At 70.4% G+C, this 12844-nt stretch carries 15 protein-coding genes; 11 read left to right on the top strand and 4 right to left on the bottom strand.

The window, feature by feature from the left end; all coding sequences use genetic code 11:
- Positions 1-339: a hypothetical protein gene (locus tag OG587_RS45930; protein ID WP_329085328.1), complete on the bottom strand. Its 339-nt coding sequence runs from the start codon at positions 337-339 to the stop codon at positions 1-3.
- 176 nt (positions 340-515) lie between these two features.
- On the opposite strand from OG587_RS45930, the gene OG587_RS45925 reads away from it, so the two are divergent.
- The 11 genes from OG587_RS45925 to OG587_RS45875 all read left to right on the top strand — a co-directional run bounded on the left by OG587_RS45925 (position 516) and on the right by OG587_RS45875 (position 8610).
- Entirely contained in the window at positions 516-956 is a 441-nt protein-coding gene (locus tag OG587_RS45925) for a YbaB/EbfC family nucleoid-associated protein (RefSeq protein WP_329085327.1), read from the top strand.
- Between the two features lie 101 nt (positions 957-1057).
- Positions 1058-1501, top strand: coding sequence for a YbaB/EbfC family nucleoid-associated protein (locus OG587_RS45920; protein WP_329085325.1), 444 nt, complete (start codon positions 1058-1060; stop codon positions 1499-1501).
- A gap of 284 nt (positions 1502-1785) precedes the next feature.
- Positions 1786-2133, top strand: a complete 348-nt coding sequence (locus tag OG587_RS45915) for a WXG100 family type VII secretion target (RefSeq protein ID WP_329085323.1) — start codon at positions 1786-1788, stop codon at positions 2131-2133.
- 30 nt (positions 2134-2163) lie between these two features.
- Positions 2164-2502, top strand: a complete 339-nt coding sequence (locus OG587_RS45910; RefSeq protein ID WP_329085321.1) for a WXG100 family type VII secretion target — start codon at positions 2164-2166, stop codon at positions 2500-2502.
- A gap of 95 nt (positions 2503-2597) precedes the next feature.
- Positions 2598-3008, top strand: coding sequence for a hypothetical protein (locus OG587_RS45905; RefSeq protein WP_329085320.1), 411 nt, complete (start codon positions 2598-2600; stop codon positions 3006-3008).
- Positions 3009-3035: 27 nt separating this feature from the next.
- Positions 3036-4532, top strand: coding sequence for a WXG100 family type VII secretion target (locus OG587_RS45900; protein ID WP_329085318.1), 1497 nt, complete (start codon positions 3036-3038; stop codon positions 4530-4532).
- Entirely contained in the window at positions 4516-4980 is a 465-nt protein-coding gene (locus tag OG587_RS45895) for a hypothetical protein (RefSeq protein ID WP_329085317.1), read from the top strand. The genes OG587_RS45900 and OG587_RS45895 overlap by 17 nt, the downstream gene beginning before the upstream one ends.
- A gap of 11 nt (positions 4981-4991) precedes the next feature.
- Entirely contained in the window at positions 4992-6272 is a 1281-nt protein-coding gene (locus OG587_RS45890) for a hypothetical protein (protein ID WP_329085316.1), read from the top strand.
- 23 nt (positions 6273-6295) lie between these two features.
- Positions 6296-7342, top strand: a complete 1047-nt coding sequence (locus OG587_RS45885; protein ID WP_329085314.1) for a hypothetical protein — start codon at positions 6296-6298, stop codon at positions 7340-7342.
- Between the two features lie 37 nt (positions 7343-7379).
- On the top strand, positions 7380-8132 hold the full coding sequence (locus OG587_RS45880) for a WXG100 family type VII secretion target (protein WP_329085313.1): 753 nt from the start codon (positions 7380-7382) through the stop codon (positions 8130-8132).
- 40 nt (positions 8133-8172) lie between these two features.
- The gene (locus OG587_RS45875; protein ID WP_329085312.1) at positions 8173-8610 is read left to right on the top strand and encodes a YbaB/EbfC family nucleoid-associated protein; all 438 of its coding nucleotides are present in this window, start codon (positions 8173-8175) and stop codon (positions 8608-8610) included.
- Between the two features lie 114 nt (positions 8611-8724).
- On the opposite strand, the gene OG587_RS45870 is transcribed toward OG587_RS45875, so the two are convergent.
- The 3 genes from OG587_RS45870 to OG587_RS45860 form a co-directional block, all read right to left on the bottom strand.
- Complete coding sequence (locus OG587_RS45870) at positions 8725-9930, bottom strand: hypothetical protein (RefSeq protein WP_329085311.1); 1206 nt, start codon at positions 9928-9930, stop codon at positions 8725-8727.
- A 98-nt stretch (positions 9931-10028) separates the two neighbouring features.
- Entirely contained in the window at positions 10029-11474 is a 1446-nt protein-coding gene (eccB, locus tag OG587_RS45865; RefSeq protein WP_329085309.1) for a type VII secretion protein EccB, read from the bottom strand.
- A gap of 125 nt (positions 11475-11599) precedes the next feature.
- A complete protein-coding gene (locus OG587_RS45860) occupies positions 11600-12766 on the bottom strand; it encodes a S8 family serine peptidase (protein ID WP_329085308.1) in 1167 nt (388 codons plus the stop codon).
- Positions 12767-12844 lie beyond the last annotated feature (78 nt).

Here is a 12844-nt window from a genome sequence, read left to right as displayed (position 1 = left end):
TCAGACGTACTGGACGGTGCTCGCGTCCTCGGCCGCCCGCCAGTTGCCGGCCGCGACGCGCATGTCGCTCCGCAACTGCTCAACGGCCTCTATGGCGTCCCGGAGGAACCCGGCTGACTTCTCCTGGACCTCCCGGTAGGAGGGCCCGATCATCCGGCTGCCCATGATCCCGAGGTCGGAGTCGCTGAGCACGGTGTCGAGGAGCTTCTTCAGGTGGTCCTCGAAATGGTCGATGAGGTCGGGCTCCAGCCGGTTGGCCACTCGCAGGATGCCCTGGGAGGTGACGTGCCTGTCCTGGTTGTTCTGGGCGCCGACGGTGCTCTGCGAGGGGGTGGACATGTGATCTCTCTATCATCGGGTCGCGGCTCCTGCCACGCACCGGACGGCGTTCGTCCAGGAGCGAGGTTTTTTGTTCACCTGAGGTTCGACGTGACGACCCCCTCCGCTGTGTGCGGGTTCACAGAGCCTCGATCGACTGCGAACCCTGATCTTCGATGTGATCTTCAGGGGGCGTGATGTTCGAGTTCGATCCGGCGGGGGCCGATCCGGAGGAGTTCGACAGGTTGAGCCTGCGGGCCGACCGGGCCGCGCGGGGCCTGGCCGTGGCCGTCGGGGAACTCGGTGGGATACGGGGGGAGGCGGAGTCCGCCGACGGCATGGTGCGGGCGACGGTGGACGGCGCCGGGATGATCGAGAGGGTCCGGCTGGGCGCGCGGGCGATGAGGATGGGCAGCGAGGATCTCGCCGAGGCACTGACGGACGTCCTGCGGGCCGCCCAGGACGACGCGCGGGCGAAGACCGAGCACGCGTTGCGTTCGGCGCTCGGCGGGGAGAGCCTGCCGGTGATCGACGTCGGGCAGACGCTGCGGCGGTTCGAGGAGGTCCAGGAGTCCTTCTCGCACTCCATGGAGGGGAGTTTCGAGGAGCTGGCCCGGATCCGGCGGCGCTCTTCGTGATCTCGGGGCTATTGCCGTCATCCAGGCGGTATGACTAGATTTTCCGAGAAGTGGCTGTTTGTCACTAACGGGGTTGATGGTGCCTGGGGGAGGGACCTTTGATGAGGGAGTTCGGGGACTTCGCGAACATCGACATCGACAAGCTTCTGACCAGCGCGGACTCGCAGATCGAGCGCATGGGGCGACTGCAGGGGAGCATGGCCGGGCTGGTCGGGCGCGCTCAGGACGAGGACGAGCTGGTCACGGTGGAGTACGCGGCCGAGGGGCTGCGCACGCTCGACATCCATCCCAAGGCGATGAGGCTGGGCTCGTCCGAGCTGGCGGAGAAGATCAAGGCGGTCCTTCAGGAGGCCGCCCAGGACCTGCAGACGCGGGTGAGTGCCGCGATGGGCGAGGCGTTCGGCGAGGAGATGAACCCGATGAGGTTCATCGCCGACCAGGGTCCGGCGACCAGTCAGTTCAAAGCGGCCGAGGCCACTTATGAACGGACATTTAGTGACGTAGTGGGAGAATTAGACAGAATTCGCCGCAAGCTTGAGTCGTGACCGGCCGGACGACTCCGGCCGTCGTCGCATCGCGCCGATCACCCTATGTCACGTTGTCGGAATAAGACCTCTCTGACCTGCGGATTTGGCGAGAAGTACGAAAAAAGTTATCTGGGCTTAATATGCATTCGTGTTAGGTATGTTGCTGCTGATAGCTAACATGCCATTCGATGGGGTTCGCGTCGGTAGTCCTTTCTGCCCGTCCATGCGGTGTCATGACCGTGTGATCCGCACTGGGGAACGGCGCCGTCGTGAAGAAGCAGGTTCATGTCACGGAGGTGGCTGTGGATTTCAACGGTTACAGCACTGATTCACCGGCACTGCAGTTGGCGGCAGGGGACGTCGTCGACACCGCGCAGTACATCGAGGGTCTGCGCCAGGGCGTGCGGACCGTGACCGAGGAGCTGACCGGCTCGGGCTGGCTCGGTGCGGCGTCCGGCAAGTTCAGGTCCGCGATGACCAGGTGGGACGAGCAGATGCTGATCGTGCGGCGGGATCTGGAGACGATCGCCGAGAACATGGGGGCGAGCGCCGTCAGCTACAGCGCGGCCGACCAGGACGTCGACGCGGGCATGAGCATGGTCGACTCTCTCATCAACACGCCCGGGGAGCCCCGGACCGCGGCAGTCTAGCTCGACCGACGGCCAAGAACGGAGATCAGAGTGAGTGAATACGTAAAGGTCAACTTCGGCCACATGGAGCAGACCAGGGAAGAGCTCGCCAAGGTTGTGGAGGCCATGGACCGGGCCACCACCGAGCTCTACACGAAGCTCAAGACCAGGTTGGGCGGCCTGCCGGATGGCGAGGACCCGGTGCAGGGGACGCCGGACGGGGTGTGGACCGGTGAGGCGGCGAGGTACTTCGACGCCCACCGCATGATCTGGGACCGCGCCGAGCAGGAGATGAAGAGCCAGTTGGCGCAGGCCATGGGCGCCCTCAACACCGCCAACGAGAACTACCAGTTGGCCGAGGCGAAGAACAAGGCCCGCTGGAACGTATGACACGGCCGGCGGCCGTCCACGGTGTTCCCGGTCGTCGCGGTGACGCCACGGCCGGGAACGTCCGTCTTCTGTGAGCTTTCTGTGAGGGGGAAATCGTGGTCAGGGCCGCTGAGAGTGGAGCCCCGGGCTGGCCGGGGGCGGACGGTTCCGGGGTGGAGCTCGAATACGACACCGCGCTGATGCGGAGGGTCGCGGAGGAGCTGGAGCGGCAGCTCGCCCCCCTGAAGGGGCCCGCCCACGCCGAGGGGTACACGACCGGATCGCTGGAGAGCGTACAGAGCAACGGTGGCCTGACCGAGCGGGAACTGGGGTCCTGGCCCGCGGCGAGCGCGTTCACCAGATCCGTCGGCATGGTGCCCGACCCCGGCGGGATCGTCTCCCTCGAACAGGGGAACGCGGCCCTGCGCTACGTCTACCGGTTGTTCGTGACCCGCTACGAGGAAGCCGTCCAGGCGATCCGCGCGAACGCCGACGAATACGACAGAGCCAACCCCACCCAAGGGTGACGGCGCGGACGCACGGGAAAGGTCGTCGTGGGCAGCGAGTCAGGGAGCCGGCCGGTACGCGCCGGCGCGGTGCCGGAGCAGGGCGAGGTCGCCGCGTCGAGGGCACAGATCGAGCAGTGGCTGAGAAACACCTCACCCGCCGCGATCGACGACGCCGGGTTCGCGTACATGCACGCCGCGAGCACGGTCGGCACCCTTCGTGACGCCCTGCCGCAGACCGCGAGGAAACTCCACGAGTCGTGGCGTGGCGAGACGTCCGCCGAGGTGCAGCGGGCACTGATGATGCTGCACTCCACCGCCGGAGAGCTGATCTCCACGATGGAGGCGATGTCCGAGGTCCTCAGGTGGTACGGCGGGATCTATCTCCCCGAGGCCCGCCAGAAGATCGAGAACCTCGGAAGCTCCGATGCGGCCCAGCGGACGCCCAACCCCGAGCCGGGGGCCGCGCCCACGACGGCACCGTCTCCCTCTGGGGCGTCGTCCCGGCCGCAGGAGCCCTCGTCCGGCGCGTCGCCGTCGGCGGCCGACGCGGAGGACGGCACACACGCGGCCCGCCAGGTGCTGCGCACCCTGAACGCGCAGATCCTCGACCTGTATCACAAGGTGCCGGCGGAGGTCTCCTACAACCTGCCGACCGTGACGATCCCGGCGAACGGCGACGTCTATCGGGAGGTCGTCTACCGGGAGGGCGATCCGTACCAGGGCGACCGTCCCCGGCCCGGAGAGGGCTCGTCCGGCGGCTGGACGGCGGGCGGCGACCGGTCCGCGGGCTCAGGCGCCGGGGGGAACGGGTCGGGCCAGGCCGGTCCCGGCGGTTCGAGCCCGGGTTCCTCCGGTTCCGGCGCCGGGCCGGACGGTTCCGCTCCCGGGGGGTCCACCGGTCCCGGTGGCACTGGGCAGGACGGTCCCGGTGTTCCCGGCGGCGACGGCTCGGACGGTTCCGGCGCTCCCGGCGGCGCCGGCTCGGACGGTCCCGCGGGGACGGACGGGCAGGACCCGCCCGCCGAGGCCGGAACCGGCGATGGTGCCGGAGCCGGTGACGAGACAGGTGCCGGGACGGCCCAGGACCCGCCGGACGACGGAACCGTACCGGCGGTGATCGACGGAACGGACGGCACGCCCGACGACGACCCCGGGAGCACCGAGGTGGCGAGCTTCGTCCCGCAGAACCCGGCGGCGACCCCCGTGATCCAGCAGAGCCCGGCCGTGCCCGCCGGGCCGGCGACGACCGTCGCTCCCCCCGCCACATCCGTTTCGCCCGTACTGGGCGGCTCGGGAGCCGTGCAGGGAGCCGTGCCGCTCTCCTCCGCCGCGGCGGCGGCGAGAGGGGGGATGGGCGGCGTGCCGATGATGCCGTTCCTGGGGGGCGCGGGCGCGGGCGTCGGTGAGAGCTCCCAGGAGTCCGAGTGGTCGAGTTCGCTGACCGAGGAGCCCGACATCTGGGCCCCGCCTCCCGCCATGAACTCCGCGATCATCGGGCCCGCCGCGGACCAGGGAAGGGCACACAATGGCGATAGAGCTTGACCCCGACTGGCCCGGCCTGACGGCGAAGGGCGACGGCGTCGAGGCGGACTCCGTCGAGATCGAGCGGATCGCCCGGGAGCTGGCGGAGGCGCTGAAGGCGCTGACGACGCCCACGCTCCCGCCCGCGAGATCGGTCGCCTACGACCCCGGCGCCACGCCCCCGCCGCTACCCCCGCCGCCGCCCGGCGCCGGGTCGCTGCCGGACGTTCGGTTCCAGTGCGCGATCGGCCCCGCCCACCTGGGCGAGTGGCTCACCGCGCAGCAGTTCGCCATGGCGGTCAACACCGCCCACTCGACGCTCATCGGCGACACGGAAGAGTCGGGCGGCGCCTACTCGTCGCTGGTCAAGCAGTACGGCAGCGTCGTCGAGACGCTCATCGGCATCGCCAGGACCCATGGCGGCGCCGAGCGGGCCAACCAGGAGCCGGGCGACCGGCGGTATGTCTGACGGGAGCCGGTATGGCGGAGACAGGATCGGCGGAGCCCAGGCGGACCGTCGTCACCATGCCCAAGGAGCCGCTCCAGATCACGCCCTTCGACAGCGTTCTGGAGAAGATCAAGCAGTGGGTCGACAACACCGAACCAGATTCGGTGAGACGGTCGGGCGACTACTACCTCGCCGCCCGCGACCTGCTTGAGGAGGCCGCGCGGGAGCTCAAGCGAAAGGCCACGGACCTGGCCGACCACTACGGGGGAGCGGAGGGCGCGCAGACGCAGAAACAGTTGCAGTTCCTGCACGCGACCATTCGCGAACTCGCCGCCAAGATGGGGATGATGGGCCCGCCGTTGCGCGAGTACGCGGACACCCTTGTCTGGGCCCGGCAGAACCTCGTCGTGAAGAGGGGCGAGGACTCGCGGTCGGACCACGACACCGACTGGGCCGACCACGTCCCGTTCTACGGGATGTACCGGGTGGAGGATCGGGCCAGGGACCACTTCTCCCGGGTCAATGAGAGGATCACCGAGCACTACACGCTGCTTCCCGACGATGTGCAGTCGGCGCTGCCCACCCCGACTCCGGTGGACCTGCCCACCTTCAGGCAGACGGGCCTCCCCCCGGGCGCCCTCGAGGCACCCCCCGGCACGGGCGGGTTCGGCGCGCTGGACGCCTCCGATGGCGCGGGCGACCTCCCCGGGCAACCTCGGTTCCCGGGGGGCCCCGGGCAGGAGGGGGCCTACGGTCTGGACCCGTCGGCGCCCGGCGTCATCGGCCCCGACGAGGGCGCGGGCTCGTCCGTGCCCGGCTCGGGCGACGGGAGGCCGGGCGTCGTTCAGCCGTCCTGGCCCGGTGGTCCCGACGGCCGGAACCCGGACCTGCCGTCCCCGGACGGCGTCGGGGATATCGCGGGAGCCGGGCAGGGCGACGGCAGCCACCCGCCGGACGCGGACGAAAGCCGCCTCGCCGGTCTCAACGACACGGCGCAGGCCAGAGCGGCGAACGCCTCGGCGAACGGCCCGTTCGGCGCGGGCACGTCGGGTGGCACGGGCGCGGGTGGCACCGGCGCGGGCGGTGCCGGAACGGGTGCGGCGGCGTACGGGATCGCGGGCGGCGGCGGTGACGGATCGCGCACCGCGGCCCGCGCGGCCACCGGCGGGATGAGCGGGGTACCGCTGTACGGGGCGGCGGGCCAGGGGAGGGCGGGAGAAAAGGACCCGACCTCCGAGAGCACCACCCGTGTCCTGGAGGACGACGACGTCTGGGGCGGCGGCGGCCCCACCACACCCTCGCTGCTCACCTAGACGCGGCATCGGAGAAGGCGGAGATGAGCGGACTTATTCCGGGGGCGAACCTCGGTCCGACAAGCAAGGAAATCGGCTACTCGGACAAGCAGCTGAAGGCGCTGAGCGATGGTGTCGGGCGGGAGGCTCCGGGCCTGGAGTCGCTCAAGAACAGGACGGCCGCGATCGGCCTCCCCTTTCCCGCGTTCGGCGTCATTGGCCTGGGATTGCTGTCGGCCCAGGACCAGGCCCGCGACACCGCCGTGCAGGCCCTTGCGGCGAGCAAGAAGGCGCTGGACTCCTGGCGGATCGCCATCGCCGACATGGCCGACGACATGAAGCGCCGCGAGGATGAGAACGAGGACCTCTTCCGGCCGCCGCCCGTCGACACGTCGGGGCTCGGGGCGTCCGGTCTGGGGGGAGGTCTGGGGGGAGGTCTGGGGGGCGGGGGTCTGGACGGGCCCGGCATCGGCTCGCCCGGCGACGGTATTCCCGGCCTGAACACGCCGGGCCCGGACATGCCCGGCGCGAAGACACCCGACATCGAAACGCCCGACCTGGAAACACCTGACCTGGAAACGCCGGGACCGGACCTGCCGGACACAGATCTTCCCGATCCGAACGTTCCCGCCGTGCCGGACCCCGGCGACCTGCCGACCGTCCCCACCACGGACATTCCCGGCCTCGACGCGAAGGATCCGGCGGACCTGCCGAGCGGCCAGAACCTCGACCTGCCGGACCCCGGCAAGACCGACCTGGCCGGCTACACCCCTCCCGACGTGACGACGCCGCAGGCGAAGGGGGCGGACGGCACGACCTGGTCGGGCGGCTCCCCCGCGGCCGGCACCTCCACCCGCGCCGGTGGCTTCCCGTCCGGGGCGGCGGGCGACGGGTTCGCGCAGTCGGCCGCCGGGCGCGGGGCCGGGACGAACGGCATGGCGGGGATGCCCTTCATGCCGATGGGCGGCGGCGCCGGTGCCGGCGATCAGAACAGGGACAGGGACGGCTCGTCCGTGGGCCTTTCCGGGGACGAGGGGGATTGGGAGGACGACATCGGCACCGCCCCCGCCGTGCTCGGGCAGGAGTCGTGACCGTTCTCGCCCACCGGCCTGACGAGAGGCGCTCTTTGTGAGCTACGAAAACGACAAGGCGATGTACATCGCGGCGGCGGCCGAGGCGACCGCCGCCGCGGTCGTGCTCATGTCCCCGGTGGCGAAGACCATCGCCGTGATGATCGGCACGATGCTGTCCGACCCCGAGGGCATGAGGAAGCTGGCCGAGCAGTGGCGTGACTCGGCGCTGGGGAGCGAGGCCCCGGACCTCGAAGGCCTGGGAACCGCGATAGCCGATCTGCGGAGAATGGTGGACGACGACGGGTGGAAGGGCGAGGCGCGCCAGAAGTTCGACGCGGCCTCGACCGCCTTCCTCGAGGAGATGAGGACGCTCGCCGCGCACCGCACCAGCGCCGGTGACACCGTTGAGCAGACCGCGCTCATCTTCCACATCGGCGCCCAGGTGGTCTTCTGGGCGGCGCAGCTCATGGCCTACCTGGCGGTCGTGTCGCTGGCCACGATGATCGTTCCTGTCATGAGGGTGAGCGCGCAGATCGCGATCCACAAGACGCTCACGACCATCGGTCAGGGCGTCATGGCGCTGGTCCGGACGAAGATGAATGTGGTCCTGTCCGCCGCCGCGATTTTCAGCATCGTGAACTTGATCGGCGCGACCCAGGCGCAGTTGTTCCTCGGTCTGGAGGCCATCACCGACAAGACGCCCGACTTCAAGGACGCCGGCCTCGATCACGCGGCCGGAACCCTCGCTCCTTCGATGGACCCGGACCTCTCCCCGCAACCACAGGGTGGGCTTATGGGCATGCTCTGACCACGACAGGCCACGACAGGCCACGACGACAGGGGGGCAGATGTTTCCTTTCAATCCTTCCGCCAACGGGTTCCGCCTGGACGACCTGGAGCGTGTGGCGGAGGACGCCGAGCAGGTGCGGCGTCGCGCGGAGGTCGCGCGGCGCGAGCTGGAGGACATCACCGGAGAGGGGGAGAGCGCGAACGGCAGGGTCAGGGCGTTCACCGGCGCGACCGGGCGCCTGCTGGAGATCAGGCTCGATCCCCGGGTGATGGAGATGGGCAGCCAGGACCTGGCCGAGGAGGTGACGCTCGCCGTACGGCGGGCGCAGGAGGACGGCGACTACAAGCGGGAGCGGATGTTGCGTGACGTCCTCGGCTCCTCGGCGCTGTCCACCGAGGAGCTCGTCGATCCGTTCCAGGAGATCTCCAGCGCCTTCAGCCGCTCGCTGGACGAGCGGGAGGCCAGGGTCAGGGAGGCCGCGCGCGAGGTCCGCTGAGCGGGCACGTCCGGTCTCGCCGGGCGTACGGCGTGTCCCGGGCCGGTCGTGCGGAAGGCCCCCGTGATCGGGCGCGGACCCTCCGCGCGAGCGTCGTCGGGGGCCTCGCCGAGGTCAGGGTTTGCCGGGCCCGGTCTGCTTCAACGGGTTCTCCGGTATCTGGAGCGGTTCCTGGGTCGGCGCGAGCGGTACCACCGCTCGCAGAGCCGTACCCGGGAGCAGGCCGAAGAAGGAGCCGACGCCCATGACCAGCTTCGGGTCGGTGATGCCCACCTTGCCCATGCCCACGCCCATCCCGGCGTTGAACCCTCCGGACACGCTTCCGAAGAGCGCGACGTTCCTGGCCATCTCCGAGGGGGACTTCCCTCCCTGGATCAGGTCGTTGATCGGGGACGGGAGCGCCCCGGCCGAGACACCGGCGGCGAAGTTCATGCGCACGGGGTTGGCCGCGTGCGCCTTGGCCCACCACTGGGTGCCGAAGGGCAGCGCGGCCGCGATCCCCGCCGCGTTGGTGAGCTGCGCGTATCCGAGGCCGAACGGCGACACGAAGGACTGGCCGTTGGTCATCCGGCTGAGGCCGGCCGTCACGTACCCGCCGGCCCAGGACATGCCGAACACCTTCCCGTAGTTCGAGAAGGCGGCCAGGCTGGTCTTGCCGAAGCCGAGCGTCTCGGACCCGTTGAGGGTCCACGCCTTGGCGACCTTGCTTCTGCCTCCGGTCACCATGAGGTTCCTCAGGGTGACACCGAGGTTCTTCAGGAACGAGGCCAGTCTCGTTATGATGGTCGCGGTGCTGACCGCGCCCTTGGCCGCGATGTCCGCGCGGGCGGCCCAGGCCACGTAGGCGCCCAGCGCCCCGGCGGTGAGGGAGATGGCGACGCCGGTCGCGAGGGCCATCATGATGGACTTGATGAGCTCTTCCAGCGCGCGCTTGGTCTGGTGGCTGGCGTCCGCCGCCGCGTCGAGCACCTCGGCGACGACCTTGAGGTTCTCGCGGAGCGCGTGGCGTTCCTCGGGGCTGAGCTGTTCGCGCTTCACGTCCTGGAAGCCCGACGCCGCGCCGCCCGACCACTGTGAGGGGGGCCCGTACACCGGGGGTTGCGACGGGGGTCCGTGCACCGGGGGCGGGGGCTGCGGGTTGGGTTGCGACGGGGGCCCGTGCAGCGGGGTCTGGAGTGTCTTCTCCACGGTCTGGAGAGCTCGTTCGAGCCCACGACAGGATTCGGCCATCTGCTTCAGTTGCCGCTCGTCCGCGTCGCTGCCCAGGGCGGCGACCGCGTTGGAGATCGTCCGGAAGAGATCGGCTATCGGATCCGCCATGCCTGTTCCTCACTTTTTCCCCGTCTGCCTGCAACCCTAATAGATCATGATTTATCCCCTATGCGCTATAAAGTCGGGAAAGTGGAGTGTCGGATGTCTCACCGCTGGAGGCGGCCCGTCGACGGTTGCTCCACGGGTACGGGCACCCGCGCCGCCTCGGGGTCGAGCACCGGGCCCTCGGGGATCAGCATCATGAGCTGCGCGGGGAACGGGGCGATGTTCTCCGCCGCGTAGCCCAGGCTTCCCAGCACCTCCGCGGACTGGATGGCGTGCCGCCGTCCCTGATCGCCGATCAGGTAGAGCGACTGGATCGCGTCCAGCCTGCCGTCGCCCGGCAGCACACCCACCAGGGCGCCCTTGCCCGGCGGGAGCACCACCTGGTCGACCGCGTCCTGGTTGAACCGGCCCGCGGGCGGCGCGGGGATACGTATCGTGCTCTCGATCGTCAGCGTCGCCTTGGCCGAGCCGCGTTCGGTGTCGGAGTAGACGGCGCAGAGCGGTGCCGTCGGGCCGGGAGCGATGATCTTCGGCATGGTCGTGGGGAGCCCGGCCGCGTCCAGGCGGGTGGCCGAGACCTTCATCTCGTTCGCGCTGGCGGCGTCCGTCTCGATCGGCAGCACCCGTTCGCGGCCGTACGCCTTCTTGCTGGCGGGGTTCTGCAGCAGCAGGTCGGCCTGGACCGGGCTGAGGCTCGCCAGCCCGTCGGAGAGCAGGACGTACCACCTCTCCGGGCCACCGACCAGTGCGGGAACCCGGTACACCCGGCCCACCGCGGACCTCTGCCCGCCGGGCCCGCGCGCCGCGCGGCCGATGCCCGGAATCGCCGGGCCCTGGAAGTCGGGGCCGATGGGCAGCGCGTTGAGCCAGGCCGCGGGAACCTGGCGGCGCCCGCCCGGGGGCAGCGCCCGCAGGCTGTCGGCCGGTACGAGCATCCGCTGGTTCGACCAGAGCATCCAGGTATCGTTCCCCTCCTCGACGATCATGGCGCTGTCCTGCCCGGTCGGCCGGCCGCCGACGTCCAGGCCGCCGACCATCGAGGTGTGCGGTCGGCGCTCGCCGCGAGCGTCCGTGCTCTCCACCACGCAGACCGACCAGGGGGTGCGAACCAGCTTGTCGGGGGCGGGCAGCGACTGGGGGGCGCCGGGGATGCCCACCGCCGTGCCACGCTGGAAGTCCGCGAGGGAGGCCGCGGTCACGGTCCGTACGGTCGCCCCCTGCTCGCCCAGCATCAGCCGGGCGGAGGTTATGTTGGTGACCGGGACCATCTCCTCGCGCGGCGCGCTGTAGACGAAGACCGCGCCCGACTCCTCCTCCACGATCACGATCCCCGGCTTGGTGAGCCCGGTCGCGCCGCCGGGGAACAGCAGTCCGGCGATGCCGAAACCGGCCGCGAGCAGCACCGCGACCAGCACGCCGCAGAACATCCCCATGTTGAGCCTGCGCATCGGAGACTCCGGCAGGTCCGGCTCGCCCTGGAGCAGGGCCATGTTCAGCCGCTGGACCATCATCTTGTGTGCCTGGTAGAGGTCACGACGGGTCTGCATGCCACCCCCACCTCGCCGCTCCCACTGTGGAGCGGTGGATCCGGAAAGTCGTCGCGTCGCGGGAGGCGCGGGTCCGGGAACCCGTCGCGCCGCGGGAAAGGCGGGTCCGGAGGGTCATCGCGCCCTCACGTCCCGATCTCGGCCTTGGTCGGCCGCCATCCCCGGCGACGGCCCAGCGGCACCACCACCCTGCCCAGCGAGGCCAGGAGCACCAGCGCGAGGCAGATCAGGGCGACCCAGGTGGCGATCGCGATCGCACGGGAGTCCTTCACCGGGGCCCGCAGGATCGCGTCGGCCGGTAGTGGGGCGGCCTCGTCGGGGGCGATCGCCACCGACTCCGAGGGCAGGATCGCCGAGACGGCCAGCAACGGGTTGATCATTCCCGCGCCGGTCCCGGTCCCGGACCCGCCGACGGAGGTCAGCCTGATGCGCCGCTGCACGGCCAGGTGATCCAGCCTGGGGTGACGGGCGCGCACCAGCGCCGCCACCCCCGCGACGTACGGCGTGGCGAAGCTGGTGCCCTCCAGGCCCTCGGCGTAGGCCCTGCCCGGTGAGGTGGAGGTGATGCCGACGCCGGGGGCGAGCACGGAGACCGGGGTGGTGGTGCTGGACGACGAGGCCCTGGTGCCGTCCGGGCCGGCCGAGCCGACGGAGATGACCCCGGGATAGGCGGCCGGGTAGGCGGGCGGTGAGGTGCCGTCGTCCTTGGAGACGTTGCCCGCGGCGGCCACCACCACCACGTCCTGGGACAGGGCGTAGTTCACCACCCGTCTCAGGTCGGGCTGGTCGTGGGCCTTGGCCGACACGTTGATCACGTCGGCGCCGAGCCGGACGGCCCGCAGGATCGCGTGGGCGAGCAGCTTCGCGTCCCCGGTGTCCTCGTTCGTGTGCTTGACGGATATCAGCCGGGCTCCCGGCGCGACGCCGGCGAACGGCACTCCCTTGATCTCGGTCCCCCCGACGATGCCCGCGACCTGCGTACCGTGCCCGAGGCAGTCGCCCGTGCCCGTGCCGGTGAGGTCGACCAGTGACCCGCGCATTCTCGCCAGTTGCGGATGCCCGGTGTCCACGCCGCTGTCGATGATCGCGACCGTCACGCCGGCGCCCCTGGTCAACTTCCACACCTCTGGCAGGTCGAAGCGCCGCTGGGCCCAGGACTCCCCGATGCTCGTCGTCCCGCGAGGCGGGGAGCAGTCCGCTGTCGTTCCCGCCGTCCCGCCCGCCGCCGAGGCGGGGACGGGAACCGTGACCGCCAGGGTGAGCATCCCCGCGACAAGCTTCCCACCGATCATTCAAACCCCCGAAACAGGTGGATCCCAGGCAGCACCCTACTGAATTGGATCACCTGGCGTCCCGGTGTCCGGTCCTGC

The organism is Streptosporangium sp. NBC_01469, assembly GCF_036227305.1.
GTDB lineage: Bacteria > Actinomycetota > Actinomycetes > Streptosporangiales > Streptosporangiaceae > Streptosporangium.
This window is presented reverse-complemented; position numbering and strand designations above follow the sequence as displayed.